This is a genomic window from Streptomyces hamibioticus, from assembly GCF_047946815.1.
In the GTDB taxonomy this organism is placed as follows: Bacteria; Actinomycetota; Actinomycetes; order Streptomycetales; family Streptomycetaceae; genus Streptomyces.
Map to the genome: position 1 here is coordinate 7,197,980 of NZ_JBKKQY010000001.1, position 25,801 is coordinate 7,223,780.

The window sequence follows — 25,801 nt, forward strand, 5'->3', positions numbered from 1 at the left end:
GTAACCGGGCGCCTTCCCGGCGCGGCCGCCCGGAGACCGACATCGGCCCGACAGCGTCCCGACAGCGCCGTTCCGCACAGTGAGGGCACACCGGATGAACCGGTCCGGGGAAACCCACGAGAACGAGCAGGAGTTGCCGCATGCCGGAGAGCGAAAACGAGGAACGGTCGGACGTCTCGGTGATCGGCCTGGGACAGATGGGGACCCGGCTGGCCCAGGCGTTCGTCGCCGCCGGCCACAGGACGACCGTATGGAACCGCACCGCCGCGAAGGCCGACGCACTCGTCGCGCAAGGCGCCTCCCGCGCGGCCACCGTGGACGCAGCGGCCGCCGCGAGCCCGCTGGTGGTGGCCTGCCTGCCCGACTACGCGACCGTACGGGACCTGCTCGGGCCGGTGGCGGAGAACCTGAGGGGCCGGACGCTGGTGAACCTGACCTCGGGCACGCCGCAGGACGCCACGCGGATGGCCGACTGGGCGGGCGAACACGGCGTCGGCTACCTGGACGGCGCCGCGATGAGCGGCACCCGGCTGGTCGGGCGCCCCGAGGCGCTGTTCGTGTTCAGCGGCTCCGAGCACGGCTTCGCCACCCACCGCGCGGTGCTGGCCGGTCTCGGCAACTCCGTACACCTCGGCCCCGACCCGGCGCTGGCCCCGGTGTACGACACCGCGCTGTTCGGCCTGGCGTGGGGCGCACTGTCCGGCTTCTACCACGCCCTCGCCCTGGCGGGCGCCGCCGGAATCGACCCGACCGCATTCGCCGCGGTGGCGACGCGGCACATGCCGTTCGTCACCTCGCTGATGACGGACCACGCGCACCAGGCCGAGGAAGGCCGTTTCCCGGACGACGACGGCACGGTCGAGGTGCACGCGGCAGCGGTCGAGCACCTCGTCCGCACCAGCAGGAGCCACGGCCTGCGCACCGACGTACCGGATCTGTTCGCGACCCTGCTGGAGCGGGCGGTGGCCGACGGGCACGGCCTCAGCGGCATCGCCGGCGTCATCGAGACGATCACGGAAGGAGAGCGGAATGCCTGAGCGGGCCGAGCCGCACATCACGGTCCTCGGCCTCGGCAGGATGGGCCTGCCGATCGCCGAAGCGTTCATCGACGCCGGCTACCGGACGACGGTATGGAACCGCACCGCCGCCAAGGCCGACGCGCTCATCGCGCGGGGCGCCACTCGCGCGGCCACCGCGGCCGAGGCGGTCGCGGCCGGCTCCCTGGTGATCGCGCCGCTCCTCGACCACAGCGCCGTACGGCGGACCCTTGACCCCGCCGGCGCGGCACTGCGGGGCCGCACTCTGGTCAACCTCGCCACGGTCACCCCCGACCAGGCCCGCGAGCTGGCCGCCTGGGCCGCCGGCCACGGCGCCGACTTCCTCGACGGCGCGATGATGGCCCTTCCTCAGACCGTCGCCACACCGGAGGGGTTCTTCCTCTACGGCGGCTCCCACGACGCCTTCACCGGCTACCGCCGGGAGCTGGAGACGATGGCTCCGGCGCACTACTTCGGTCCGGACCCCGGCGCGGCGGAGACCCATTCCCTGGCGCTCCTGGGCACCGGCTACGCGGCCCTCACCGGATTCCTGCACGCCGCGGCACTCCTCGACACGGTGGGCACCACCCCGGAGGAGTTCGCCCCGCTGGCGGCCCGATGGCTGCACGGCATGGCGGAGTTCGTGCCCGACCTCGCCCGCGAGGCGGGATCAGGGACATACGCGGACGGGGTTTCCACCGTCGACCTCAACCGGGTCGCGGTCGACGGCCTCATCCGCCTCAGCCGCGCCGGCGGGATCGCCTCCGACGTCCATGAGCCGCTGAAGGCCCTGCTCGACAGGCGGTCGGCCGACGGGCACGGGCAGGACAGCTTCTCCAGCGTGTTCGAGCTGCTGAGACCGCAGGGCACCCCCGAAGGATGAGCGCTCACCACACCGGCGGTGGCTCACCGTCCGGTCGGACCGGGTCGGCGACCCACCGACGAGCAGCCCGGCGAGGCGCCCCTCACCCACCGGTGCCGACTGCCGTGGGCCGCCGCCCAGGCCCCCCACGGGAGACCATCCCTACGACCGCTGGTGCGCAGCAGCCGGCGACCTCGCTAGGGTGGGCACCGTGCTTCAGCATCGGATCATCTGCCCGCCGCCCCGCTTCTGAGCGGGGCGTCGACCGGGGCCCGGCCGGATGAACAGGCCGTGGCCCTCCTCCGTGTTGCCTGATCGGCCGCTGATCCGCCGCTGGTCGGTTGACGCCCCGCTTTGACGCCGTTTCCTTTGTCGCGTCGAAGCCGGAGCCCAATTCTCATGTCCGCACGCTCATCTCTTTCCGCTGCGCCCATGCCGCGGAACGGCATCGCCCTGCTCGTTCTCGCCGGGGTGCTGTGGGGGACCGGTGGCCTCGCCGGTTCGGTCCTCGCCTCGTACACCGGCCTCGCCCCGGTGGCTGTGGCCACCTACCGTCTGCTGACCGGAGGCATCCTCATCACCGGATACGCCCTGGTGACGGGGCGACTCACCACCATGCCGCGCGAACCGCGGGCGCTGGCCCGCATCGCCACCGCCGGCCTGTTGCTGGCCTGGTTCCAGGCTGCCTACTTCGCAGCGGTGGCCGCCACCTCGGTCGGCCTGGCCACCTTGACCACGATGGTGGCCGTCCCCGTCCTGATCACTGCTGGGACGGCACTTCTCGACCGGCGCCGGCCCACCCGCCGTGCCGTCGTCTCTTTGGCCATCGCGCTCACGGGACTGGTCCTCCTGATCGGCTCGCCGGCCGCGGGTGCTCACCGGGTGGCCGGAACCGGCCTGGCACTGCTGGCCGCGGCAGGCTTCGCCGCCCTGTCCCTGGACCGCCGCGAGGCGCTTCCCGGCCTGGACCGCGTCTCCATGACCGGGCTGGGCTTCCTGGCCGGAGGTCTCCTGCTGCTGCCCGTGGCGCTGACGGTCGGCATGGACATCCCGGCCAGGCCCGGGGCGATCGGCGCCGTGCTGTTCCTGGGCCTGGTTCCGACCGCCATCGCCTACAGCAGCTACTTCGCCGGCCTGCACCGCGCCGGTGCAGGCGCGGCGGTCATCGCCGTCCTGCTCGAACCCCTCACTGCCACCCTGCTCTCCGCACTCATCGGCCAGGAACGGCTGTCCGGCCCGCAGGTGCTCGGAGCGCTCCTCATCCTGGTCTCGACCGTGATCCGCCAGGAGCCCGTCGCGCGACCGTCAGCACCCTGAGACGCCCTCGCCGGTCCGGCCGTGCGGATGGCCGTACGCGCCGCTCCCCAGGCACCTGTCCCGCGCTGGGACAGGTGCCTGGCGTCCGGCGGAGAAACCGCTCGGTCTGCGGGTCCGGTGCGTGTGCGTCAGCACGGCGCGTCCAGCGAGCTCGTCAGCCGGGATCGATCCAGGCGGTGATGTCGGCGTTGCGGGAGTGGACCAGCTCGGAGAGCACGACCGCGGTGGTGGTGTCGCCGAGGGCGGTGAGCTCCTCGATCACCTCTTCGAGGTGGCGAGCGTCGCGGACAGCGATCGAGAGCTCGTAGCAGTTGTCGCCGGTGAGGTGCACACAGGACAGGACATGTCCGGTGGCGAGCAGACGTTCTCGCAGCCGTTTCGCGTCCCGGCTGGAACGGTACCGGGGGCGCAGCGCGACACGGGCCTGCAGGTTCAGCCCGAGCCGAGCGAGATCCAGTTGCGCGCTGTACCCCTGGATCACGCCGCTGTCCTCGAGCCGGCGGATCCGCTCGGCGACTGCGGGGCGGCTCAGGCTCACCCGGCGGCCCAGTTCCGTATGGCTGATCCGGGCATCCCGCATCAGCTCCCGGATGATCTTCAGGTCGGTGGAGTCGACGGCCGACACTTCGACGGTGGACATGCGCAAGAGCCTCCGGATCGTTCGGTGAGAAGCCGCAATGCCTGCACTATGGCATGTGCTGACCCGAACTGGACCCCTAGTGTTCCGATCATGAAAGCAACCGTTCTGGAGGGCGTCCGCGACATCCGGCTGATCGACGTGCCCGACCCAGTGATCCGTGCACCCACGGACGCGGTGGTGCGCGTGCAACTGGCCGCCGTCTGCGGATCGGACCTGTGGCCCTACCGGGGCCGGGAAGAGTTCCGGTCCGGCGACCGGATGGGCCACGAATGGATCGGGATCATCGAGGAGACGGGACCAGAGGTCACGCGCCTGCGGCGGGGAGACCTCGTGGTCGCACCGTTCGCATTCGCCGACGGCACCTGCCCGGCGTGCCTCGACGGCATCCATACGTCCTGCCGCCGCGGGGGTTTCTGGGGCGGCCGCAACGACGGTGGCCAGGCCGAGGCGGTCCGGGTCCCGTTCGCCGACGCCACGTTGGTCCCTGTCCGTGCCGACGTCGACGAAGACCTCGCGCGCAGACTCCTGCCGCTCACCGACGTCATGGTCACCGGCCACCACGCCAACGTCCTGGCGGGTGTGGCCCGTGGCGGGACCGTCGTCGTGATCGGCGACGGCGCTGTGGGTCTGTGCGCTGTCCTGGCCGCCCGGCGAGCGGGAGCCGAACGCATCCTCAGCGTGGGGCACCACCCGGACCGGGCCCGTCTCGCCCGGCGCTTCGGCGCCACGGAAACCTATCTCGGTGACCCCACGGAGACCGCTGAGCTGATCGTCGAACTCACCGGCGGCGGCGCCGCGTCCGTCGCCGAATGTGTCGGGAGCCAGTCCGCGCTGGACCTCGCCCTGGCGGTCACCCGCCCCGGCGGCACCATCGGCTCGGTAGGAGTGCCCAACGGCGTCAACCAAGTGGATCTGTACCCCTTCTTCCGCGCCAACATCGCCCTGCGGGCCGGCGTCGCGCCGGTACGGGCCTACCTCGACGCGCTCATCGCCGACGTCCTCGGCGGAACGCTCGATCCGTCGCCGGTCTTCACCACCGACGTCACGCTGCCCGACATCGCCGACGCCTACAGCGCCATGGACCGACGCCGAGCGATCAAGGCCCTGGTACGACCCACCACGAACTGATCCCGGCCCGGCACACCACGACCGGAGGGAGGAGCCCCGGCAACGGCGTGCTGCCGAAGTGCCCTTCGGCGGTGGCGCTCCGGGCCGTTCACGGTGCGGCACGATGACCCGCTGTGCGCCTTCAGTGGTCCAGACCGGGTCGTCGATCCAGTCGACGCAGCTCTCCGGCTGCCAGGACGGCATACGCGGCGCCGACGAGGAGCAACCCCGGGATCGCAAACATGCTGCGCTGATCACTCTCCAGAACGGCCTGGTAGCGGCTCCGGGAGACCTCGACCGTGCCGCGCGCGTGCGGGGTGGTGTCGAAGGCGTAGTACCGCCCTCCCTTGACCTCCGCGGACTGCAGGTTCCCCTGCGCAGCCGTACTGAAGACCATCATCACAACACCCGACACGGCCAATGCCCCAAGTCCCGTCTGCACTCTACGAGGAAGGCACCGAAAGGCCAGCCAAAGCGAGTGCCGGTCCGCCCGTGTCACGAACACACGCACCAGAGCGGATATGAAGATCGGGAAGAGCAGCACGACAATCACCGCCATCGGCCACCCCGACTCCGTCAGCGGCAGAGTCCCGGGCAGCCAGGTGAGCGCTGTCAGCACCAGCAGTACGATGCCCGGCACAGCCGCCGCACCGGCGTGCAATTTGTATGTCCACCCCATGCTCCGCAGCCTGTCACAGGGACCGTCCCAGCTCATTGCCGTACGCCGGCAACGATGACCACTGGGCGATGCCGTCCGGCAGGAGCCCCACTGTGCGGGCTGCTGCCCGGCCGGTGGTGCCGGGTGTCAGCGCGGTTGCCGGAGGAAGGTCATGAGAGCGGCTGTGAGTTCGGCAGGGGCGTCTTCCTGGACCAGGTGGCCGGCACCGGCAATGGGCTGAAGTCGCGCGCCTGGGATGTGGGCGGCGAGCTCCCGTCCTTTCGCCAGAGGGACCCAGGTGTCGTCCTCGCCCCAGCACACCAGCGTCGGGAAGCCGATCTCCCCGTACCGGCCTTGCACTTCGTCGGTGTGGAGCTGGTCGGCCTGGGCGATCTGCCGGTAGAAGGCCGCTTGGCCGAGGTCGCCCAGCCAGGGCTGGACGAGCCGGTCGACGACGGCCGGGTGCAGACCGGGGCTGCTGGCCGAGCTCACGTACTCGCGCACCAGCGCCTGGTGCAGTGCGGGCGGCAGTTGCTCGAAGACCTCGGAATGCTTGCCGACGAGCCGGAAGAACGAGGTGCCCCAGGGGGCCAACGCGACCGGGTCGACCAACGCGAGCGCACGGTAGCGGGCCCCGTGCAGCAGATGCGCCCGCAAGGAGACGGCACCGCCGAAGTCGTGGGCGACCACCAACGGTTCCTCAAGGCCCCAGTGCGCCAGCAACTCGGTGAAGACCCTGCCCTGGGCAGCCAAGGAGACATCCTGGCCGACAAACTTCTCCGAGGCCCCGTAACCGGGCATGTCCCACACGAACACGTGGTGGCGGCCGGCGAGTGCGCGGGCGACAGCGCGCCAGACATACGAGGAGAAGGGGGTGCCGTGCAGGAGCACGACCGGATCCTGGCCGGGTTCGCCGAGGCTGCCCCAGCGGACATCGCCCGACGTGCTGCGGAACGTCTCGGACAGCTGCCATTCGCTCACGGGTGCTGTTCCTCTCGGTTGTGTCTGCGGGCCGAAGGGATGATCAGGCCGGGGGAGGCAACGGGCATCGGCATTGCGCCGGCGAACCGGGGCCCCGGTGGCAACACCTGATTCCCAAGCGATCGCGCATCACACCACCCTACGGCGCGCCGGCGTCGGCGCGCGGCACAAAAGAAGCCCCCGTGATCACTCGCGGAAGCTCCCTCGCGGCAACCCGGTTCAGCCGCGGCCAGGGGCGACGACGACGGCCGTCCCGTTGTGTCGGAAGCCCCGGAGTACGGGGCGGCATCGCCTCATGGCCGACCGTGTGCCCTCCCCGGACGAGGCAACTGTCGCAGGACCTGGGAGCCCGGGCCGGCGCCCTCCCCTGGGAGATCGACTTCTGAGCGCGAAGGACCATCCCGTCAGGGGTTCCGAGAACTCCTGACGGAATGCGAGGGACGTCGCCCTTGTCAGGCGCCGGGCGGGCGCGTTGGAAGGTGGCGCGCAACCAGCGCGCGCATTCCATCGACGTCCGCCCCGTCACGCAGTCCGCGCTTCGGCAGCAGTGCCATTCCGCCCACTGTGTCGTCGATGTCCAGTACGAAGAGGTTCACCGTCTCGACGGAGTACCGGAACGACGACCAGGGGATCCGACTCTCGGCAACCGCCGTGACGGCGTCTATGCCCTCGTCGTCCGCTCGCATGGTGTACGCACCCTGGGAACGCGCGTACCTGGTCATCTGCCGCACTTGGTGGAGCCGGTTCACCCACCCGCCCAACAGGCTGCCCAGCGTCGTCGCGGCGCCTGCGGCTGCCACCGCGGTGGCGCCTTCGGGCACACCGAGCACTTGGAGAACAATGACAACGGCCGCTGTGATCAGCCCGGCGGTCAAGGGAAAACGCCAGCGGGCAGCGGGACTCGTCCGAGCGCGTAGTGCCTCGGCCATGTCGGACCGGCTCGGCAGATACACCACCTCCACGGCGGCTGGCCCGGGCGCGTTCCTCCGCTCCTTGTTCTCCATGAGGCGGGATCGTAGTGCCGGCGGCGGGCCACCCCGAGGGCGGGGGCTTCCGGTTCCCGAGTGGGAGAATAGCTCTCGGACCGCGATCAGCTCTTCGCGGCGGGGCCACAGCGGCTCCCGGCGCTCGGGAGTTTCCGCTCCGTGAGGTAGTCGTCCACGGCGTCACGTGTGCGTCACTGCGCCCGTAGACGCTGTGTCCCGGGCCCTCGTACGGCAGCAGGACGGTCGTTCTGCGCGTCTGCCGGTGCACATGGGCCGGCCCACGCGTAGCTGTTCGCCGGATCGTGCAGGGAACGCAGCAGGAGGATCTTGGGTGCCGGCCGTCACACGCTCGCCGGTGAGGACGGTCGTGGGACCGTCGAGCCTGGGCACCTGCGTCCGACCTGCCGCGTCGGCGGCAGCGGGTCGTGACTTCCCGGACCGCGATTTCACGGTCCGTCGCCCCACACAGCCGGACGTCCACCTTCTCCTTCCTGAACGAGAGCCGGCCGCACTCGTCCCCGAACTCGCGCCGACTCGGCTTTCCGTAAGGGCCAGCAGCGGCAGGGGAACGGAGTAACCGGCAGGGCCTTGCCAACGCCCCGCGTGCGACGGTAAGCGCGCCGGAACCCACGAGGACGGGGCGCCTCGCCGGTACCTCGGCTCGGTGTAGGCACGTCCGCCGAGGTGGCCCGCCTCAGGCACACCATCGCTCTCGTCTCGGCGTGCTGTGGCACCGTAGCGTAATCGATTCCGCATGACGAGGACGTGTCAGGCATTCCGCGAGACGTTCCGCGAACGCGCAGGTCAGCTGCGGGTTAGCCGCTCATGGTGATGTATCGAGCTGGTCACGAAGGGGCCTCGGAAGGCAGGAATTCATCTCGGGGTGTTGACTTCTGTGGGGTCCTGATGTCTCTTGTGGCCACCGCTTCGTCGGAGCGGACCTCGGCGCAAGGAGCACCCATGGCGATGCGTGATCGCATTTCACCGGCCAGACGCACCCTGATCGGCGGAACGATTCTGGCCCTCACGGCGCTGACCGCCTGCGGTGGAGGTGGCGGTGGCGACCAGGCCGACGGCGGGGCGGGGGCGTCCTGTGAGCCCGCCTCCGGCAAGGTCACCCTGGACTACTGGTCCTGGGTGCCCGGCATGCAGGAGGCCGTCGACCTGTGGAACAAGGAGAACCCCGGCATCCAGGTCAAGCTGAAGACGACTCCGGCGGGCAACGCCGGCACCTACCAGAACCTCTCCAACGCCCTGAAGGCCGACAAGGCTCCGGACCTCGGCCAGATCGAGTACGACTCCCTGGCCAGCTTCCGGCTCAAGGAGGGGCTGCGAGACATCTCCTCGTGCCCCGGGGTGCGTGAGGCGGCGAACGGGTTCGTGGACTGGACCTGGTCGCAGGTGGAGTTCGGAGCCGGCGGCAAGGACGGAGTCTGGGCGATACCCCAGGACACCGGCCCCATGGCCCTGTTCTACCGCAAGGACATCTACGACAAGCTCGGCCTCGAGGCCCCCACCACCTGGGACCAGTACGCGGAGCAGGCCCGCACGCTGAAGAAGGAGGGCAAGTACATCACCCACTTCTCCCAGACCGACCCCAACTGGTTCACGGGCCTGCTGTGGCAGAACAAGGCCACCATGTTCGAGCGCGACGGCGACAAGTGGAAGGTCACCGTCGACCGGCCCGAGAGCCGGGAAGTCGCCGACTACTGGCAGAAGATGATCGACGACAAACTCGTCGCCACCGACTTGCAGGGCTTCTCACCCGCGCTCTACAAGGCCTGGAACTCCGGCGAGGTGGTCACCTGGATCAGTGCGGCCTGGGGCTACAGCACCATCCGGGACAACGCCAAGTCGACCGACGGCAAGTGGGCGGTGGCTCCGATGCCGCAGTGGGAGGAGGGGCAGCAGCAGGCGGGCAACTGGGGAGGCTCCACGACCGCGGTCCTGGGAAGTACCGAACACCCCGCGGAGGCGGCCGAGTTCGCACTGTGGCTGAACACCGACCGCGAGGCGCTGGAGATCCTCAACCGCGAAGGAGGGCTCTACCCGGCGGCGAAGGCCGGTCTCGGCCTCCCGGCGCTCCAGCAGCCGGTCGACTTCTACGGCAAGCAGCCGATCTTCGACGTCTTCGCCGAGGCCTCGGCGAATGTGGACACCGACTTCACCTGGGGCCCGACCATGACCGACACCTACCGCTACCTCAGTGACGGAACGGCGGACGTCATCGCCGGCCGGGACACCCTCGGCGGCGTGCTGGAGAAGACCGGCGCGCAGAGCGCCGAATCCCTGCGCAAGCAGTCACTCGACGTCGCCGAGTGACCGGTCCCCTCCTGTCTGCCCCGCCGCCCCCGGGCGGCGGGGGACAGCACCGCAAAGGCTGCCCGTGACACCCACCACCGCAACGGCACCGGCCCGCCGCCGTTCACGCCGTACCCTCGCCCCTTACGCCTTCCTGGCCCCCTTCCTCATCCCCTTCGTACTGTTCACCCTGGTACCCGTCGGCTACGCGTTCTGGCAGAGCCTGCACAGGACCGAACGAGTCGGCGGGACCTTCGGCCGGACCGAATCGGTGTTCGCCGGATTCGACCAGTACGCACAGGTCGTTCAGGAGCCCTACTTCGCCGAGAGTGTCCTGCGCGTCACCGCCTTCGCCCTGGTCCAGATCCCCGTCATGCTGCTGCTGTCCCTGGCCCTCGCCCTGCTGCTGGACTCGGCGGTGGCGCGGGCCAAGCGGTTCTTCCGGCTCGTCTACTTCGTGCCGTACGGCATTCCCGGTGTCGTGGCCGCACTGATGTGGGCGTTCCTCTACGACCCGCGGCTCTCCCCCCTCGTGGACCTGCTCGAGTCGGCCGGTGCCCACGTCGACCTGCTGGGCCCCGACGCGATCCTGTGGTCCATCGGCAACGTCGTGACATGGACCTACACCGGCTACAACATGCTGATCCTCTACGCCGCCCTGCAGGCCGTCCCCGCCGACATCGGCGAGGCGGCCCGGGTGGACGGCGCGAGCGGCTGGACCATCGCCCTGCGCATCAAGATCCCCATCATCCGGCCCGCACTCGTCCTCACCGGGGTCTTCTCCATCATCGGCACCTTCCAGCTGTTCACCGAACCGCAGGTCTTCCGCTCCATATCCACGAGCGTGACCAGCACCTACACCCCCAACCTCGCCGCCTACTCGCTCGCCTCCGGTGACAACTACAGCGAGGCGGCCGCCCTGTCGGTGATCCTCGCCGTCGTCACGTTCGTGCTGTCGTTCGCGTTCCTGCGCTTCACCTCCAGGAGACAGGGATGAGCTTCCTCACCCGCACCGCGGGGGCGCACGCCGCCTCCGCCCCGTCGAGTCCCCGGCCCCGCACCGGTGCGTCCACCGTGGCCGCCATGGGCTTCATGACCGTGGTCGCCTGCTACATGCTGCTGCCGGTGTACTGGCTGCTCGTCTCGTCGACCAAGAGCCAGAGCGACCTCGTCACCACACCCGGGTTCCTGCCCGCCGACTGGCACTTCGGCGACAACCTCTCCGCGCTCTTCCACCAGCAGGACGGCGTCTTCGCCCGCTGGCTGCTCAACAGCCTGCTGTACGCGGGCGCGGGAGCGGCCGTCGCCACCCTGCTGGCCGCGGCGGCAGGATACGCACTGGCCAAGTACGCCTTCCGCGGACGCGAGGCCGTCTTCTCCGTCGTCCTGGGCGGCGTCCTCGTACCGGCGACCGCGCTGGCACTGCCCCTGTTCCTGCTCTTCGCGGAGGTGGACGCCACCAACACGTTCTGGTCGGTGTTCCTGCCCAGCGTCGTCAGCCCGTTCGGCGTGTACCTCTCCCGCATCTTCGCCGCCGCCTCCGTACCGGACGAGGTCATGGAAGCCGCCCGCATGGACGGGGCCGGGGAGTACCGCATCTTCCGCACCATCGCGCTGCGCCTGATGGCTCCGGCGCTGGTGACCATCTTCCTGTTCCAGTTCGTCGTGATCTGGAACAACTTCCTGCTGCCGCTGGTGATGCTGCAGGACGAAGGCCTCTACCCCGTCACCCTGGGCCTGTTCACCTGGCAGTCGCAGACCAGCCGCCTGCCCGAACTGCAGACCCTCACCATCGTCGGCGCCCTGGTCTCGGTGGTGCCGATCGTCCTCACCTTCCTCCTCCTGCAGCGCTACTGGCGTGCCGGACTCGCCGCTGGAGCCGTGAAATCGTGAACCACTCCCTCGCCGCAGTGACCCACCGACTCGGCGGAATCGCCTACGGGGGCGACTACAACCCGGAGCAGTGGCCGAGAGAGACCTGGTACGAGGACGTCCGCCTGATGCGCGAAGCGGGGGTCAATCTCGTCACCGTCGGCGTCTTCTCCTGGTCCCGCATCCAGCCGCGGCCCGGCACGTACGAATGGAGCCTGCACGACGAGGTCCTGGACCTGCTGCACGACCACGGCATCGCCGTGGACCTCGCCACCCCGACCGCCGCACCGCCCCCGTGGTTCACCCGCCGGCACCCCGACGCCCGGCCGGTCACCGCCTCGGGCACCCGGCTGGCCCACGGCAGCAGGCAGGTCTTCTGCCCCAGCAGCCCCGCCTACGCGGAGGCCGCGGACGCCCTCGTCACCGAGCTGGCGACCCGCTACGGCACACATCCCGCGCTCGCCCTGTGGCACGTCCACAACGAGTGGGGCAACCACAACGCCCTGTGCTACTGCGACGTCAGCGCGGACGCCTTCCGCACCTGGCTGCAGGAGAGGTACAAGACCCTCGACGCCCTCAACGACGCCTGGGGCACCGACTTCTGGAGCCAGCGCTACGGCGACTGGGGCGAGATCGACCCGCCCCGGGACACCACCGCGTTCCGCAACCCGGGGCAGGAACTCGACTACCACCGCTTCTCCTCGGACGCGCTGCTCGCCCGGCACCTCGCGGAAAGCGCTCTGCTGCGCCGGATCGCACCCCACGTGCCGATCACCACCAACGTCATGGGGACGCTGGAGAAGAAGGTCGACGGCCACGCCTTCGCGGCGGAGTGCGACCTGGTCTCCGTCGACCACTATCTGCCGGCCGCCGACCCCGACGGCCACATCGACCTGGCGCTCAACGCCGACCTCGCCCGCGGCATGGCCGCCGGCCGGCCCTGGCTCCTCATGGAGCACTCGACCTCGGCCGTCAACTGGCAGCCGGTGAACGTGGCCAAGCGGCCCGGAGAGACACGGCGGAACAGCCTGACCCACCTCGCGCGCGGGGCGGAAGGCCTGATGTTCTTCCAGTGGCGGCAGTCTCGCGCCGGCGCCGAGAAGTGGCACTCCGCGATGCTCCCGCACGCCGGAACCGCCGGCCGCATCTGGAAGGAGGTCAGCGCGCTCGGCGCGGAACTGGCCTGCCTGCGGGAGGTGACCGGCACCCGAGTGCGCGGCGATGTGGCCCTGCTGTTCGACTGGCACAGCTGGTGGGCCCTGGAACTGCAGGCCCGGCCGTCCGGCGAGTTCCGCTACCTCGACGCGGTGCGCGACTGGTACGAGGCGCTGTGGACCATGAACATCACGTGCGACGTCCTGCCCCCGGGCGCCGACCTGACACCGTACCGGGCCGTCGTCGCCCCCAACCTCTACCTGCTGTCCGACGACGACACCGACAACCTCACCGAGTACGTGCGGCAGGGAGGCCACCTCGCCGTCGGCTGCTTCAGCGGAGTCGTCGACGACTGCGACCGGGTGCGACCGGGCGGCCATCCGGGAGCCCTGCGGGAGGTGCTCGGACTCGTCGTGGACGAATTCCTGCCCCTGCGGCCCGCCGACCGCGCCCGGCTCGCCGACGGAACGTACATCCGGCAATGGGTGGAACGCGTCGAACCGCGTGGCTGCACCACGGTGCTGCACTTCGCGGACACGGCCGACGGCGGCCCGTCCCGCGGCGGTCCGGCCGTCACGCGGCACACCTTCGGCCGCGGCACCGCCTGGTACGCGGCCGGCCGCCTGCCCGTACCGGCCCTGCGCCAAGTGGTCCGCGCGGTGTGCGAGCAGGCCCACGTCAGCCCCGTGGTCGAGGCACCGCCAGGTCTGGAGGCGGTGCGGCGCGTGGGAGAGCGGCACTCCTGCCTTTTCCTGGTCAATCACACGGAGGACACTGTCACCGTGCCCGTCACCGGAGTGGGCCTCGCCGGTGGTGAGGTCACCGACGGCCGGGCAGTGGTGCCGCCCGGGGGAGTGGTCGTCGTCCGTGAGGACCACTCGCCCGACGCGGCCTGACCCCCTGACACTGCCGGGAGAACTGTGAGGAACGGTCACGTGACCACCAAGCCCGCCCGTTCGGCCCCGTCCTCCACCGGGGCGCCACGCCGTGTGGAAATGGACGAGGGCAGCGGCACCGTGCTGCTGCGCACCCCTCACGTCGCCTACGTCTTCCGGGTGGACCGGGCCGCGGGCACGGTGCGGCACGTCCACTGGGGCGATCCGCTGCCGCTCGTCGACGCGGCCTCGCTGCCGACCTGGTCCGAACACGACAACAGCTTCGCCGGCCGCTGGGACGGCACCGAGGAGTACCCGGTCGACGGCGGCGCCCGATTCGGCATGCCCGCCTTCGAGGTGCGTTTCGCCGACGGCAGCAGCCCGGTCGAAGCGGCCGTACAGGACGTCGTCGTGCTCGGTCACGACCATGTGGCCGTGCACATGCGTGACCGCACCCGCCCGCTGGCCTGGCGCCTGCACTACCGCGTCCCGGCCGGCGGTGACGTGGTGGAACGGTGGGTGGAGTTCCTCCACACGGGCACCCCGGACGACGGGGACGTGCTGCTGGTCCGTCCCGCCTCGGCCCACTGGCCGCAACCGCAGCGGCCGAAGTGGCGGATCAGCTCCGTGCACGGTCAGTGGTCGGCCGAAGGCCGTCTCCAGCAATCAGAACTCCCGGTCGGCGAGACGGTGCTGGGCAGCAGGCGAGGCCACACGGGCCACCATGCCAATCCGTGGGCCGCCCTGGACCCCGGCGACGCGGGGGAGGAGCACGGGGAGGTCTGGGTCGTCGCGCTCGCCGCGAGCGGCAGCTGGCGCATCACCGCCCAGCGCACCGCCGCCGGCCGGACCGGGGTGCTGGCGAACGAAGGCCACGACGGGGCGGAACTGCGCCTCGCGCCCGGCCGGCGGCACAGCACGGCGGTCAGCCTGGGCCTGTACACGAGCGGCGGTTTCGGCTCGGCCGCCAGAGCCTTCCAGCGCCACCTCCGCACGCACGTCCTGCCGCACCCCGAGGAGCCGCGGCCGGTGCTGTACAACTCGTGGGAGGCGACGTCGTTCGAGGTGACCGAGGACAATCAGATCGCCCTGGCCCGCCGCGCCGCCGCCCTCGGCGCGGAACTGTTCGTGCTCGACGACGGCTGGTTCCGCGGCCGTGACGACGACCGGTCCGGACTCGGCGACTGGACGCCTCACCCGACGCGATTCCCGCGAGGGCTGCGCCCGCTCGCCGACGAGGTGCACAGGCTGGGCATGTCGTTCGGCCTCTGGGTGGAGCCCGAAATGGTCAACGCCGACAGCGACCTCTACCGCGCCCGTCCCGACTGGGTTCTGCACCTTCCCGACCGCACACCCACCGAACTGCGGCACCAGATGGTCCTGGACTTCTCCCGGCCGGAGGTGACCGAGTGGGCCCTGCGGTGGCTGCGCCGGGTGGTGACCGAGAACGCGGTCGACTTCCTCAAATGGGACTTCAACCGATCGTTCACCGAAGCGGGCCACCGCGGCGGCGGGCCCGACGCCAGGTGGGTGCACGTCGAGCACGCAAGGGGGCTGTACCGGGTGCTGGACCGACTGCGGGCGGAGTTTCCGCGGCTGCGGATCGAGGCGTGCGCGGGCGGTGGCGGACGCGTCGACCCGGGAATCCTGGGCCGCACCGACCAGGTGTGGACCTCCGACAACACCGACGCCGTGGACCGCCTGCGCATCCAGCACGGATTCAGCCGGCTCTACCCGGCGGGCGTCATGTCGGCCTGGGTGACCGACAGCCCCAATCCGCTGACCGGGCGGTCGGTGCCGCTGCGGTTCCGCTTCCACAGCGCCATGGCGGGTGTGCTCGGCATCGGAGGGGACCTGACGCGCTGGACGGACGCGGAACTCGACGAGGCCGCGGAACTGGTCCGGGTGTACAAGGACATCCGTCCCGTGGTGCAGCGCGGAGAGCAGTTCCCTCTCCTGGCACCCGGACAGGGGCCCTTGACGGCCGTGCAGTATGTCGACGGTGACCGAGCGGTCGTTCTGATCTGGCGACCCAGCACCGCCTTCGGGCCCGCGGAGCCGCCCTTGCGCCTGCGCGGCCTGGAACCGGCGGCCCGGTACCGCGACGAGGACACCGGACACGAGTGGTCGGCGGCGACCTTGACGGGCTTCGGCCTGCCGCTGCCCGACCTGCCGCCGGGCGACTGTGCGAGCGCGCTGGTCCGGCTGCGCCGCGTCGGGAGCGCCGAGGGGGACGCCTAGCTGTTCTGTCCCGGGAGGTTGTGGACGGGGGAGCCAGGTCTCGGCTGAGGGATTTTGAACAGATGAGGGCCTTCCGGTTCGGTGTGGATTGCGACATCTACACCAACAGAAAGGCCCTCGTGCCCCACCGTAATGCACCCCTGACCGAGACCGGCCGCCTGCGCCTGGCCCGCTGCGTGGTCGAGGACGGCTGGCCGCTGCGGCGGGCCGCGGAACGCTTCCAGGTCTCGCCGACCACGGCCCAGCGCTGGGCCGACCGCTACCGCCAGTTCGGCGAGGCCGGGATGTGCGACCGCTCTTCCCGCCCCCGCACAAGCCCGCGCCGCACCCCGACCCGCACCGAGCGCCGGATCATCAAGGTCCGGCTCCTGCGCCGCTGGGGACCGGCCCGCATCGCGGGCCTGCTGCGGCTGGTGCCCTCGACCGTGCACCGCGTGCTGACCCGATTCGGCCTGGCCCGCCTCGCGCACCTGGACCGGGCCACCGGCCGGGTCATACGCCGCTACGAACGCGCCAGGCCCGGCGAACTGGTCCACGTCGACATCAAGAAGCTCGGTAACATCCCCGACGGCGGCGGACACAAGGTCCTGGGCCGGCAGACAGGCCGGAAGACCCGCTCGAACGCCGGCTACAGCTACCTGCACACCGCCGTCGACGACCACTCCCGTCTGGCCTACAGCGAGATCCTCACCGATGAGAAGAAGGAGACCGCCACCGGCTTCTGGCAGCGGGCCCACGCCTTCTTCACCAGGTGCGGGATCACGGTCGAGCGGGTGCTGACCGACAACGGCTCCTGCTACCGCTCACGCGACTGGCGCGATCTGCTGGCAGCGGCCGGGATCGCCCACAAGCGCACCCGGCCCTACCGCCCGCAGACCAATGGCAAGGTCGAACGCTTCAACCGCACCCTGCTGGAGGAGTGGGCCTACGCTCGCCCCTACCGCTCTGAAACCGAACGACGCGAGGCATTCCCCGGCTGGCTGCACACCTACAATCACCACCGCGGACACACCGCGCTGAAGGGCCAACCACCCGCCAGCCGCGTCCCCAACCTCACAGGGCAATACACCTAGCGCGGCGTTCGGGCACCGGGGGCCGTCGTTGGAGAGCGCTCTCTTGATGGAGTCGCACGTGAAGTAGGGTGACCGTCGAAGGGAGCGTGTGTGGTGCGAGAGCGGGTCACCATGGCCGACGTCGCCCGTGCGGCAGGGGTGTCGTCCGCCACGGTCTCCTATGTGCTCTCCGGCAAGCGACCGGTGGCGCCCGAGACCCGGGCCGCGGTGGAAGCCGTCATCGACGAGCTGTCGTTCACCGTCAACGTCACGGCGCGCAGCCTGCGGACCGGCCGGTCGAGCCTGGTGGCGCTGATCGTGCCGGACATCGCCAACCCCTTCTTCGCGCAACTCGCGGCGACGCTCCAGGAGGAGCTGCGCGGCCTGGGGCTGCACGTCGTCGTCTGCGACACCCGAGCGCGCCGGGACGAGGAGCAGGCCCTGCTGGCCGAGGCCGTCCAGCAGCGTTTCGCCGGCGTCGTCATCACCCCTTTCCGGCTCAGACCGCGTGACTTCCAGCCCCTCGCCGACGCCGGCATGCCCCTCGTCGTCAGCGCCGACGTCTCCTTCGGCCCGATCGATCTCGTCACTCCCGACGCGCGAGTGGCGACCCGGCGCGCTCTGGAGCGGGTCGCCGCGGCACAACGACGGCGCATCGCCATGATCGCGGGCCCGCGGGACGCCACCGGCGGGGACCCCCGCCTGGAGCATCTGCGGGCTCTGGCCCTTCAGTACGGCATGTCACTGCCGCACGACCTGGTGGTCAGGGGCGAGCACACCCGGGAGGCGGGGGCGGCCGGATTCGGTGAGTTGATGAGCCGGCGCTACCGTCCGGACGCGGTCTTCTGCGGCAATGACGTGATCGCCGTCGGAGCCATGGACAAGGCGCACGAACTGGGCATCGACATCCCCGGTGACGTGGCCCTGATCGGCCACGACGACGCCTCCTTCGCGTCCCTGGTCCGCCCCCGGCTGACCACCATCCGGTATCCGGCGGCCGAGGTGGGCAGGGCGGCCGCCCTGCTGCTCACGGAGCGCCTGAACGGCCGACAGGTCCACAAGACGGTGCACGTCAAGGCCGAGTTCGTCGCACGCGCCTCGGTGTGAAGCCGGTTCCGAGAGCTCGACCGTGCGATGAATCCGGCGGACCTGACCCGGCTCGGCGGTTAACGTGAGCCGGAACGATCAGAGTTGAGGCAGGCGAGGGCACACAAGCCGCGTCGAGCAGGCCGGCCAGTGCCGCTCTGTGGAACAGCAGGCGGTCGAGCCCGGCAGGGGCCGCGCGCCCGGCCGTGCGGTCCATGAGAGGCAGGGTGCGGGGCATGCGCGTAGGCATCATCGGTTTGCGAATGGGCCTGTACCTGGCGACGTGGTGCCGTCGGGTGGGCATGGACGTGGTGACGGCTTGTGACCTGGATCAGGAACTCCGCGCCCAGGCGGCCGCCGAGCTGCCGGGCGTGGTGGTGACCGACCGATGGCAGGACCTGTTGGACCAGGGTCTGGACGGCGTTGTGCCGGCCAATGACTTCGATGCCCATGCGCCGATGGCCATCGCGTTCCTCGACCGCGGCATCCACGTGCTCTCGGAGGCTGCCGCGTGCGTGACCTACGAGGAGGGGCGCCGGCTCATCGCTGCGGCCGAGCGATCGTCCGCGAGCTACTCGCTCGCCGAGAACTACGTCGTCCATCCGCACGTACGCGCCATCAAACAGGCCGCCGAGAACGGTGAGCTGGGGCGGATCGGTCTCATCGAGGCCGACTATCTTCACGGTATGTCCCCGGACGAGGTCACCGCACTCATCGGTGACCCCTCGCACTGGAGGGGACGTATCGCGCCCACCGCGTACTGCACGCACACGGTCTCGCCCGTGCTGGCGCTCACGGGGGAGTGGCCCGTCGAGGTGACGGCCTTCTCCGTGGACCAGGGCGATCCGCGTGCCGCCGTCGTCATGGCGGTTCGCCTGTCGAGCGGGGCGCTGGCCCTGACCCGTCACGGCTTCCTGCAGGGGGAGCCCGACAGCCACTGGAGCTGGGTGTCGGCGCGCGGCTCACTCGCGTTGGCGGAATCGGTGGGGGGCCCCGCCGATCGGGCCTGGTCCGTGCGCCTCCGATCGGAAGGCTGGGCCACCCCCGACGGCCTTCCCCGCGACGAGGAACGGGTTCCGCCGGAACTGTCGCTCGCGGGCGAGCCTGTCGAGCGCAAGGCGGAGGGCACCGTGCTCGTCCTCCAGGCGTTCCGGGCCACCGTGGAGGAAGGAGCACCACCTTTGGTCCCGGTGCGGCCCGCCGTCGCGGCGTCGCTGGTCGGCGTTGCGGGGGCCGAGTCGCTGGAGAACGGCTCCCGGCCGGTGGCGCTGCCCGGCTTCTTCCTGCCGGCCGGTAGCGCACCTACCTCGCTCGGCGTCGCCCTCACCAGCGCTTGGGGAGGCGGGTCGCAGTCCTCCGGCGGAGGTGATCGGTGACGAATCGGACGGGCTCCTCCACGGGCACGCGCGGGAGGTAGCGGAGCGTGCGGACGGCGGTGTGCGGGTGTGGGTGCGAACGGGGCGTCCTTCGAGGCGCAGGCAGCCGATGATGCCGGGGATGCCCCGGTCGAAGAAGACGTGCCCCTTCCGAGTCGCCGCGCCGCAGTAGGAGCGCGGTTCCCGGCAGACTCGGCACGCAGGATCTACGGCGCGGCCACCTCGGTGAGCTCCAGGGCCGGCGGCCCGTCCGGATCGGCACGGAAATACACCGTCCCCTGGCCCTCCGTGTAGAGCTGGATGCCGTCGATCCTGCCGAGGCCACCGTCGTCGATCGACAGGTAGATGAAGTCGCTGGACGACTGGTTGTCGAGAACCTCCCATCGACCACCGAAGCCGGCGGGGCCGCCGGAGTGTCCGGTCGATACGTCCGTGGCGGAGAACGTCCGGTCGGAACCGAGCAGGATCTCGCCGCCGGTCGCCTCATTGCGGTACACGCCGGGCAACTCGTCGGTGTCGACAGAGGCCGTGCACCCTGAGGTGAGTACCGCGGAAGCGGTCAGGGCGCCGACGAGCCACTGTCCACCTGTCCTCGTGTCCACTGCCCTCTTGCCCGTCACTGCCCCAGGCTGACGTCGAAACTGCCCCAGGCTGACGTCGAACTCGATCACCGGGCCTTGGCGGGCGCTGAGGGAGCCGCAGCCGGGTGCTCCGCCACCGTGGCCGCAGAGGCCGGTCGGCCCCGGGCCAGTGGACGACCGGCTGTGCCGGTAGAGGCCTTCCGCTTCGGCGAGTGACTGCTTGCGGTCGGCGTTCCGCCGGTGGATCTCCGGCCGTTCGCCTCGGCGGGACGTCCTGAGCGGCCCCGCGGGGCGCTCCCGTGCCAGGTGCCGTCACTCCCTTCGTCCGGCACCTTCCGGACGTAGGAGATCCGGTGGCTGAGGGCCAGAGTCACGGCGTTGAGCGGTGTGCGGGGGCGGAGCGGCCGCCCGCTGCCGGTGCCGATCAGCGGGGAGTGCTGCTCCCTCCTCCCTCGGGCACGAGGTTCAGTGCCGCCGGCGCGGCCGCCGCCCCGGCGGCATGGGCCGAGGCCGTCCCGGCGGAACCCGCCGAGCCGGAAGCCTGACCGCGGCGGAGCCCGCACCGTCACCCGACGACAGGCGGCGACGCCGACGCCGGCCGCACGGAGCCCCGGCCGCGCCCGCAGGAGCCCCGGCCGCGCCCGCAGGAGCCCCGGCCGCGCCCGCAGGAGCCATGTCCGCGCCCGCGCGGCGGATTGATTCGGCCTGCCCGGGTGACTTGCCTGCTCATGAATGTGGAAGCGAAGTTGTGCCAGGCGGAGCAGGGCCCCTTGCGGGGCGTGGCCGAGTGGCGGCCCGAGTGGGTGCGCAGGTGTGCGCCGGTGGTGGCGGAAGCAGCAGAGCGGACCAAGCTGTGGTGGGGCGCCGCGCTGGCCATGGCTGCCTGGGGCGGGGTGCGGGGCAAGCGGGCCGCGCTGTCGGGACTGACCGCGATGGCTGTGTCCGAGATCGCTTCGAACGCGGTGCTCAAGCCGCTGTGGGATCGGCGGCGCCCGCCCGAGGAGTTCATTCCCGGCGACGATGTCCACGACCGCCCCGACTCGTCCTCCTTCCCGTCCGGGCACACTGCCGCCGCGTTGGGTTTCACCGCCGCGGTCGCGGTGGTGTGGCCGGCGGCCGGTGCGGTGTGTGCGCTGCCGGCCGCGGCCGTGGCGGTGCAACGGGTGCACTCGGGAGCGCACTATCCCAGCGACGTGGCCGCTGGTGCCGTCATCGGCGGCGTCGGCGCGTGGGCGGTGCACCGGCTGCCGCGCCTGCTGCGCAGGGCGATCTTGTGAACGCTCTGTGCCGCTGCGGCCGGACAGGTGTTCTTTCCCCTGGTGGTGGGACTCGGGTGGTCACTACGGCAGGAAGGTGATGACCATGGCTGAGACGGGCCGCCCCGCCTCCGGCAGCCACACCGAGCGTTCTGCTTCGGGTGGTGAGCCGGTGGGGGAGCTGGTGCAGCGTGCGTCGCAGCAGCTGACCGAGCTGGTTCGGGCGGAGATGCGGCTGGCGCAGGCGGAGATGAAGGAAAAGGGCAAGCGCTACGGCAAGGGCGGCGGTCTGTTCGGCGGGGCCGGCCTGGCCGGGTTCTTCACCCTGCAGGCGCTGATCGCCACGGTGATCGCCGCCCTCGCGGTGCCGCTGCCGGTCTGGGCCGCCGCCCTGATCGTCACGGCCCTGCTGGGTGTGATCACCGGTGTGCTGGCACTGACGGGCAAGAAGGAAGTCAGCCAGGCCGCCCCGCCGGCTCCGGAGCAGACCATCGACAGCGTGAAGGCCGACGTGGCCGAGATCAAGGAGAGTGCCAAGCGATGACCCAGCCGCCCCACGACGAGCCCACCGCCGCCGGCCCGCAAGAGTTGCGTGAGCAGGTCGAGCAGACCCGCCAGGAGCTGGGCGAGACGGTCGAGTCCCTGGCCGGCAAGACGGACGTCAAGGCCCGGGCCCAGGAGAAGGCGGCCCAGGCCAGGGACCAGGCGTCCGCGAAGACGGCAGAGCTGACCGGTCAGGTCAAGGCCAAGGCGGCCGAGGCCGCGCACCTCGTGCAGGAGAAGCTGCCCGACCCGGTCAAGGACAAAGCCGCCGCAGCCGCGGAACAGGCCAGGGCCAGGGCCGGGCAGGCCCAGCAGATGTGGCAGGACCAGGCGCCCGAACCGGTGCGCGGCAACCGCGCCCCGCTGATCGCCGCAGGCGCAGCCCTGGTCGTCGCCTGCCTGCTGCTGCGCCGCAGGAAGAGGAAGTAGACGCAAGGAGGCAGAGCATGCAGGCGTCGAAGGCGGCCTACAAGCCGGTCGGGCTGGCGCTCGGAGCCCTGAGTGGTGTACTGGCGGGCGGGCTGTTCAAGCAGGCGTGGAAGATGCTCGGACACGACGAGGACGCACCCGATGCCACCGACGAAGAACGCCGGTGGGGCGAGGTCGTGACGGCTGCCGTACTGCAGGGCGCGATCTTCGCGGGCGTCAAGGCGGCTGTCGACCGGGGAGGGGCCGCTGCCACTCGGCGCCTGACCGGTGACTGGCCCGGCTGATCAGGAAGAGGTGCCGCTCGTGTCTGCACCCCGTCTGATGCCCGCACTGATCGCGGGCGCGGTCACTGCACTGGTCCTGATACTGCGCCGGGCCGCCACCCGCTCGCGCGCCCAGCGCCCGGGGGCGGGCACAGCCCGCCCACCGTGGCGCCGCGCCGCCGCACCACGACACCCGGCACCGCGCAGGAGTCCTCCGCCGCGGCCGGACGCGCAGGCCGACGCCCTCCTGCGGGAGGCCGAAGCACACGTCCACCAGCACTGGGAACGGCTGCGCGCCCAGCACCCACCGTTCGACTGAGCGCACCATGGCGTCGTTGTGCCGTCGGTCGTTCTGCCGCGACTCACCCGGAGTCCCCGTGCGGAGAGTCAGGCGGCAGCTTCCGGGTGTCGCGCGGCTCGGCGTAGCGCTCGGCATCCGGTGAGTGGCCGCCTTCGATCGCCCTCTGCCGCTCGGTCTCGGCGTTGAACTCCAGGCCGAGCAGGATGGCGATGTTCGTGATCCACAGCCACACGAGGAAGATGATGATGCCTGCGAACGTGCCGTAGGTCTTGTTGTAGCTGCCGAAGTTCGCCACGTAGAAGGCGAACGCCACCGACGCGACGATCCAGATGAGGACGGCCAGCAGGCTGCCCCGGCTGATCCAGCGGAATCGGCGCTTGACGTTGGGCGCGCCCCAGTAGAGCAGGGCGATGGCCACGCTGACCAGAAGGACCATCACCGGCCATTTGGCGATGTTCCACACGGTGACGACGGTGCTGCCCAGCCCCAGGACGTCCCCGGCCTTCTGGGCCAGGGTCCCGGAGACGACGACGCCGACCGCGGTCAGGGCCAGCAGGATGATGACCGCGATGGTGATGCCCACTCGCGTCGGCAGTGTCTTCCACACCGGCCTGCCCTCGCCGATGTCGTACACGCTGTTGGAGGCGCGCATGAAGGCCGCCACATATCCGGAGGCGGACCACAGTGCGAGGGCGAGGCCGATGACGAGGGCGATGCCGGCTCCCCCCCGGCCGCCGCCGAGTTGGTTGAGCATGGCGGTCAGGATGTCGCCCACGGCACCGGGAGCGAGGGTGGCGACGTTGTCGAGCAACGGCTGGATCGCCGACTGCCCGATGAGTCCCAGAATGGAGAGCAGGGCCAGCACAGCGGGAAAGAGCGCCAGGATTCCGTAGTAGGTCAGGGCCGCTGCCCAGTCGGTCAGCGCATCGGCCTTGAACTCTTTGACCGTCCGCTTCAGCACACTGGTCCAGGACCCCTTGGGGAGGTCTCCCGGCCTCTCCACCGGATCAGACCCGCGATCCCCGGCTGGGCGGTCAGGTTCTTCGGATCGTGCCATGAATCCTCCGACACATTCCATCCCCGCCGCTGATCGGCGGGGATGCTGCTGTAGCACCACCGACGCTAGGGCCGCGGAACTGCAAAGTCGGCGAACGAAGCCCTGCACCGCTGCGCTGTCGCTCTGATGCAGCAACGAGCCATCGGGAGTCAGGCGGCGTTCCTGCGCGGCAGGGACCGCTGGTGAGAGGGCGCCGTGCCACTGTCGGCGCTCTTTCCGCCGGTGACCAGGCGTAGGCGGCGACGGGCGTGCCGGGCGTGGTGAGCTGAACGGGCGTCCTCGAGCAACCGATCCTCGATGCGGCTCATGACCAGCAGCAGCAGACTGAGTGCAGGAAGTACCAGGACGGCAAGCAGCAGCACGGGTTTTCCCTCCCTCGGGGCGGAGAGAGGCGGGTGCCCGCGCACGGCGGATGGATCGCCCGAGTCGTGTGAAGAATACGCAACCGTCCGGCAATCCGGCTATACCGGGACAGAAGTGCGGAGTCGGGGTCGGGGTCGAGGTCGGGGCCGGGAGCGGGGTCGTGCGTATCCCCGCGCACGGCCGACAGGCGGATCAGCCCCCGGCGCCGCGCAGCCGGTGAAGGGTCATGCGCAGGTCACGGATCGCCGCGGCGCGCAAGACCGGACGGCCGTCGCGGTGCCGGTTCCACCCGGCGCCCTGGAGTGCTGTTCCGGATACGGGCCCCCGACGGCGGTGGGGCCACGAGGGCACGCGCGATGCCCCCCCGGGCACCACGGGTCACGTCACCGTGCTCGAGGCGGCGCGCAGCATGGACGCCCCCACGGGCGTGAGGGTGTGCAGCACGGTCGGGCCGTTCCGGATGCTGGCGATGAGCCCCGCGTCGCGCAACGCGGTGGCGTGCCTGCTGGCGGAGGAGGCCGAGACGCCTACCGCACGGGCGATCTCGCCGGTCGTGGCGCCGGCGGACGCGGCACACAGGGCAGATGCCCGTGCGCGCCCAAGCAGAGTGATCAGGGGCTCGCCGGGAGCGCTCGCAGAACCGTCCGAGGTGTCCCGTTCGTGGCGCGGGCTGCTCGTGGAGCAACGGATACCAGAGTACGGGCGGTAGTTCCGGGTCGGCGAAGGTGACCGGTTCCCCCCAGAGGAAGTACGAGGGGACGAGCGTGAGCCCACGGCCGTCCAGATGGAAGTCCCGGTCCCCGGCTGGGTAGGTGGTCTCCAGGACGGGAGGACGCCAGCGGATCGAAGGCCCGAGCCCCTTCAGCATGCCGTCCAGGCCCCCGTCCAGGAGCCCACGGCAGCGCGCCGCCCGCTCGGCCTCCACGCGTGCCTGTACCTGCTCCTGGTAGGGGGTGACGACCGTGTCGTAGTACGCGCGCAGAGTCCGCACGAACTCCTTGCGTGCTTCCAGCCGGGCCAGTTGCCGGGCCCACGAGGGGGCTCCGACGGTCCGGTCGAGAAGGGCCACTTCCTTGAGAATGCGCTGCGGAGAGGTGGCCAGAAGTGATTCCGTTCCCGCGTCGAAACCCTCCACTCCCTGCACCGGATTCAGAAAGTCCGGAAAGTACGCCGCCCTCGGATACATGGGGAGGAGCGCTGCGCGTGACGTGTTCGAGTCCCTTCTCCCGCAGCTGACGCCGTGCCGTGCGGTACCACTCGGCGTAGGCCCACCGCCCCTTCCGTGTCTGAAGCCGGTGCAGGCTCGCGGTGATTTCCCGGAGCGGATCCGGAGCGGTGGCAAGCCTGGTCCTGGCCAGGTCTGCGTCGCTGAAATGAATGCGGAGCATCCCGTTCTGGCCCCGATGAACTCAGCTTTTGCGGTCAGCTGCACGAGCATGGCTCAGCTCCGTCGTATCGGCAA

General features: G+C 70.7%; 24 protein-coding genes and 1 pseudogene. 17 read left to right on the plus strand and 8 right to left on the minus strand.

All coding sequences use genetic code 11. The features are described 5' to 3' along the window. Window positions 1-140 precede the first annotated feature (140 nt). From ACLGIH_RS32900 to ACLGIH_RS32910, 3 genes are all read left to right on the plus strand, one after another. Entirely contained in the window at window positions 141-1,037 is an 897-nt protein-coding gene (locus ACLGIH_RS32900) for an NAD(P)-dependent oxidoreductase (RefSeq protein ID WP_416528927.1), read from the plus strand. Beyond that, the gene (locus ACLGIH_RS32905) at window positions 1,030-1,920 is read left to right on the plus strand and encodes an NAD(P)-dependent oxidoreductase (RefSeq protein ID WP_416528928.1); all 891 of its coding nucleotides are present in this window, start codon (window positions 1,030-1,032) and stop codon (window positions 1,918-1,920) included. The genes ACLGIH_RS32900 and ACLGIH_RS32905 overlap by 8 nt, the downstream gene beginning before the upstream one ends. 411 nt (window positions 1,921-2,331) lie before the next feature. Beyond that, the gene (locus ACLGIH_RS32910; protein WP_416528929.1) at window positions 2,332-3,216 is read left to right on the plus strand and encodes a DMT family transporter; all 885 of its coding nucleotides are present in this window, start codon (window positions 2,332-2,334) and stop codon (window positions 3,214-3,216) included. A 154-nt stretch (window positions 3,217-3,370) separates the two neighbouring features. Here the strand turns inward: ACLGIH_RS32910 and ACLGIH_RS32915 are convergent, their stop codons facing one another. Next, window positions 3,371-3,856 carry an Lrp/AsnC family transcriptional regulator gene (locus tag ACLGIH_RS32915; protein WP_416528930.1) on the minus strand — a complete coding sequence of 162 codons (486 nt, stop codon included), beginning with the start codon at window positions 3,854-3,856 and terminating at the stop codon, window positions 3,371-3,373. A gap of 90 nt (window positions 3,857-3,946) precedes the next feature. Between ACLGIH_RS32915 and ACLGIH_RS32920 the strand changes: the two genes are divergently transcribed. After that, the gene (locus ACLGIH_RS32920; protein WP_416528931.1) at window positions 3,947-4,984 is read left to right on the plus strand and encodes an alcohol dehydrogenase catalytic domain-containing protein; all 1,038 of its coding nucleotides are present in this window, start codon (window positions 3,947-3,949) and stop codon (window positions 4,982-4,984) included. Between the two features lie 121 nt (window positions 4,985-5,105). Here ACLGIH_RS32920 and ACLGIH_RS32925 read toward each other — a convergent pair whose 3' ends face one another. The 3 genes from ACLGIH_RS32925 to ACLGIH_RS32935 all read right to left on the minus strand — a co-directional run bounded on the left by ACLGIH_RS32925 (window position 5,106) and on the right by ACLGIH_RS32935 (window position 7,606). Beyond that, window positions 5,106-5,642 carry a hypothetical protein gene (locus ACLGIH_RS32925; protein WP_416528932.1) on the minus strand — a complete coding sequence of 179 codons (537 nt, stop codon included), beginning with the start codon at window positions 5,640-5,642 and terminating at the stop codon, window positions 5,106-5,108. Window positions 5,643-5,768: 126 nt separating this feature from the next. Beyond that, window positions 5,769-6,602, minus strand: a complete 834-nt coding sequence (locus ACLGIH_RS32930) for an alpha/beta fold hydrolase (protein WP_416528933.1) — start codon at window positions 6,600-6,602, stop codon at window positions 5,769-5,771. Window positions 6,603-7,054: 452 nt separating this feature from the next. Then, window positions 7,055-7,606 (minus strand): YcxB family protein, encoded by a 552-nt coding sequence (locus tag ACLGIH_RS32935; RefSeq protein ID WP_416528934.1) that lies wholly within the window; start codon window positions 7,604-7,606, stop codon window positions 7,055-7,057. A gap of 942 nt (window positions 7,607-8,548) precedes the next feature. Between ACLGIH_RS32935 and ACLGIH_RS32940 the strand changes: the two genes are divergently transcribed. The 8 genes from ACLGIH_RS32940 (at window position 8,549) to ACLGIH_RS32975 (ending at window position 19,546) form a co-directional block, all read left to right on the plus strand. Beyond that, a complete protein-coding gene (locus ACLGIH_RS32940) occupies window positions 8,549-9,910 on the plus strand; it encodes an ABC transporter substrate-binding protein (protein ID WP_416528935.1) in 1,362 nt (453 codons plus the stop codon). 64 nt (window positions 9,911-9,974) lie between these two features. Continuing rightward, complete coding sequence (locus ACLGIH_RS32945; protein WP_416528936.1) at window positions 9,975-10,886, plus strand: carbohydrate ABC transporter permease; 912 nt, start codon at window positions 9,975-9,977, stop codon at window positions 10,884-10,886. Next, window positions 10,883-11,782, plus strand: a complete 900-nt coding sequence (locus ACLGIH_RS32950) for a carbohydrate ABC transporter permease (RefSeq protein WP_416528937.1) — start codon at window positions 10,883-10,885, stop codon at window positions 11,780-11,782. Before ACLGIH_RS32945 ends, ACLGIH_RS32950 begins: the two co-directional genes overlap by 4 nt. After that, window positions 11,779-13,812 carry a beta-galactosidase gene (locus ACLGIH_RS32955; RefSeq protein WP_416528938.1) on the plus strand — a complete coding sequence of 678 codons (2,034 nt, stop codon included), beginning with the start codon at window positions 11,779-11,781 and terminating at the stop codon, window positions 13,810-13,812. Before ACLGIH_RS32950 ends, ACLGIH_RS32955 begins: the two co-directional genes overlap by 4 nt. 99 nt (window positions 13,813-13,911) lie before the next feature. Next, window positions 13,912-16,032, plus strand: a complete 2,121-nt coding sequence (locus tag ACLGIH_RS32960; RefSeq protein WP_416529548.1) for an alpha-galactosidase — start codon at window positions 13,912-13,914, stop codon at window positions 16,030-16,032. 119 nt (window positions 16,033-16,151) lie between these two features. Next, entirely contained in the window at window positions 16,152-17,105 is a 954-nt protein-coding gene (locus tag ACLGIH_RS32965) for an IS481 family transposase (protein WP_416528939.1), read from the plus strand. Window positions 17,106-17,195: 90 nt separating this feature from the next. After that, complete coding sequence (locus ACLGIH_RS32970) at window positions 17,196-18,191, plus strand: LacI family DNA-binding transcriptional regulator (RefSeq protein ID WP_416528940.1); 996 nt, start codon at window positions 17,196-17,198, stop codon at window positions 18,189-18,191. A 215-nt stretch (window positions 18,192-18,406) separates the two neighbouring features. Beyond that, complete coding sequence (locus tag ACLGIH_RS32975) at window positions 18,407-19,546, plus strand: Gfo/Idh/MocA family protein (RefSeq protein WP_416529549.1); 1,140 nt, start codon at window positions 18,407-18,409, stop codon at window positions 19,544-19,546. 206 nt (window positions 19,547-19,752) lie between these two features. Here ACLGIH_RS32975 and ACLGIH_RS32980 read toward each other — a convergent pair whose 3' ends face one another. Next, the gene (locus ACLGIH_RS32980; RefSeq protein ID WP_416528941.1) at window positions 19,753-20,217 is read right to left on the minus strand and encodes a hypothetical protein; all 465 of its coding nucleotides are present in this window, start codon (window positions 20,215-20,217) and stop codon (window positions 19,753-19,755) included. A gap of 638 nt (window positions 20,218-20,855) precedes the next feature. Here ACLGIH_RS32980 and ACLGIH_RS32985 point away from each other — a divergent pair. From ACLGIH_RS32985 to ACLGIH_RS33005, 5 genes are all read left to right on the plus strand, one after another. After that, window positions 20,856-21,404: a phosphatase PAP2 family protein gene (locus ACLGIH_RS32985; RefSeq protein WP_416528942.1), complete on the plus strand. Its 549-nt coding sequence runs from the start codon at window positions 20,856-20,858 to the stop codon at window positions 21,402-21,404. Between the two features lie 79 nt (window positions 21,405-21,483). Further along, window positions 21,484-21,927, plus strand: coding sequence for a phage holin family protein (locus tag ACLGIH_RS32990; protein ID WP_416528943.1), 444 nt, complete (start codon window positions 21,484-21,486; stop codon window positions 21,925-21,927). After that, a complete protein-coding gene (locus ACLGIH_RS32995; protein WP_416528944.1) occupies window positions 21,924-22,355 on the plus strand; it encodes a DUF3618 domain-containing protein in 432 nt (143 codons plus the stop codon). The genes ACLGIH_RS32990 and ACLGIH_RS32995 overlap by 4 nt, the downstream gene beginning before the upstream one ends. 17 nt (window positions 22,356-22,372) lie before the next feature. Beyond that, window positions 22,373-22,639, plus strand: a complete 267-nt coding sequence (locus ACLGIH_RS33000) for a DUF4235 domain-containing protein (RefSeq protein WP_416528945.1) — start codon at window positions 22,373-22,375, stop codon at window positions 22,637-22,639. A 19-nt stretch (window positions 22,640-22,658) separates the two neighbouring features. After that, window positions 22,659-22,937, plus strand: coding sequence for a hypothetical protein (locus tag ACLGIH_RS33005; RefSeq protein ID WP_416528946.1), 279 nt, complete (start codon window positions 22,659-22,661; stop codon window positions 22,935-22,937). 43 nt (window positions 22,938-22,980) lie between these two features. Here ACLGIH_RS33005 and ACLGIH_RS33010 read toward each other — a convergent pair whose 3' ends face one another. The 3 genes and pseudogenes from ACLGIH_RS33010 to ACLGIH_RS33020 form a co-directional block, all read right to left on the minus strand. After that, entirely contained in the window at window positions 22,981-23,976 is a 996-nt protein-coding gene (locus ACLGIH_RS33010; protein ID WP_416528947.1) for a YihY/virulence factor BrkB family protein, read from the minus strand. Window positions 23,977-24,125: 149 nt separating this feature from the next. Further along, window positions 24,126-24,338 (minus strand): hypothetical protein, encoded by a 213-nt coding sequence (locus tag ACLGIH_RS33015; RefSeq protein ID WP_416528948.1) that lies wholly within the window; start codon window positions 24,336-24,338, stop codon window positions 24,126-24,128. 379 nt (window positions 24,339-24,717) lie between these two features. After that, window positions 24,718-25,727: pseudogene (locus tag ACLGIH_RS33020) on the minus strand (ArsR/SmtB family transcription factor). Window positions 25,728-25,801: the final 74 nt, after the last annotated feature.

What these genes read in the sequence shown, in the direction of transcription:
- ACLGIH_RS32900 (WP_416528927.1), top strand. Translation starts at nt 141, where the DNA reads ATGCCGGAGAGCGAAAACGAGGAACGGTCGGACGTCTCGGTGATCGGC.
- ACLGIH_RS32905 (WP_416528928.1), top strand. Translation starts at nt 1,030, where the DNA reads ATGCCTGAGCGGGCCGAGCCGCACATCACGGTCCTCGGCCTCGGCAGG.
- ACLGIH_RS32910 (WP_416528929.1), top strand. Translation starts at nt 2,332, where the DNA reads ATGCCGCGGAACGGCATCGCCCTGCTCGTTCTCGCCGGGGTGCTGTGG.
- ACLGIH_RS32915 (WP_416528930.1), bottom strand. Translation starts at nt 3,856, where the DNA reads ATGTCCACCGTCGAAGTGTCGGCCGTCGACTCCACCGACCTGAAGATC.
- ACLGIH_RS32920 (WP_416528931.1), top strand. Translation starts at nt 3,947, where the DNA reads ATGAAAGCAACCGTTCTGGAGGGCGTCCGCGACATCCGGCTGATCGAC.
- ACLGIH_RS32925 (WP_416528932.1), bottom strand. Translation starts at nt 5,642, where the DNA reads ATGGGGTGGACATACAAATTGCACGCCGGTGCGGCGGCTGTGCCGGGC.
- ACLGIH_RS32935 (WP_416528934.1), bottom strand. Translation starts at nt 7,606, where the DNA reads ATGGAGAACAAGGAGCGGAGGAACGCGCCCGGGCCAGCCGCCGTGGAG.
- ACLGIH_RS32940 (WP_416528935.1), top strand. Translation starts at nt 8,549, where the DNA reads ATGGCGATGCGTGATCGCATTTCACCGGCCAGACGCACCCTGATCGGC.
- ACLGIH_RS32950 (WP_416528937.1), top strand. Translation starts at nt 10,883, where the DNA reads ATGAGCTTCCTCACCCGCACCGCGGGGGCGCACGCCGCCTCCGCCCCG.
- ACLGIH_RS32960 (WP_416529548.1), top strand. Translation starts at nt 13,912, where the DNA reads ATGGACGAGGGCAGCGGCACCGTGCTGCTGCGCACCCCTCACGTCGCC.
- ACLGIH_RS32975 (WP_416529549.1), top strand. Translation starts at nt 18,407, where the DNA reads ATGCGCGTAGGCATCATCGGTTTGCGAATGGGCCTGTACCTGGCGACG.
- ACLGIH_RS32985 (WP_416528942.1), top strand. Translation starts at nt 20,856, where the DNA reads ATGAATGTGGAAGCGAAGTTGTGCCAGGCGGAGCAGGGCCCCTTGCGG.
- ACLGIH_RS32990 (WP_416528943.1), top strand. Translation starts at nt 21,484, where the DNA reads ATGACCATGGCTGAGACGGGCCGCCCCGCCTCCGGCAGCCACACCGAG.
- ACLGIH_RS32995 (WP_416528944.1), top strand. Translation starts at nt 21,924, where the DNA reads ATGACCCAGCCGCCCCACGACGAGCCCACCGCCGCCGGCCCGCAAGAG.
- ACLGIH_RS33000 (WP_416528945.1), top strand. Translation starts at nt 22,373, where the DNA reads ATGCAGGCGTCGAAGGCGGCCTACAAGCCGGTCGGGCTGGCGCTCGGA.
- ACLGIH_RS33010 (WP_416528947.1), bottom strand. Translation starts at nt 23,976, where the DNA reads ATGGCACGATCCGAAGAACCTGACCGCCCAGCCGGGGATCGCGGGTCT.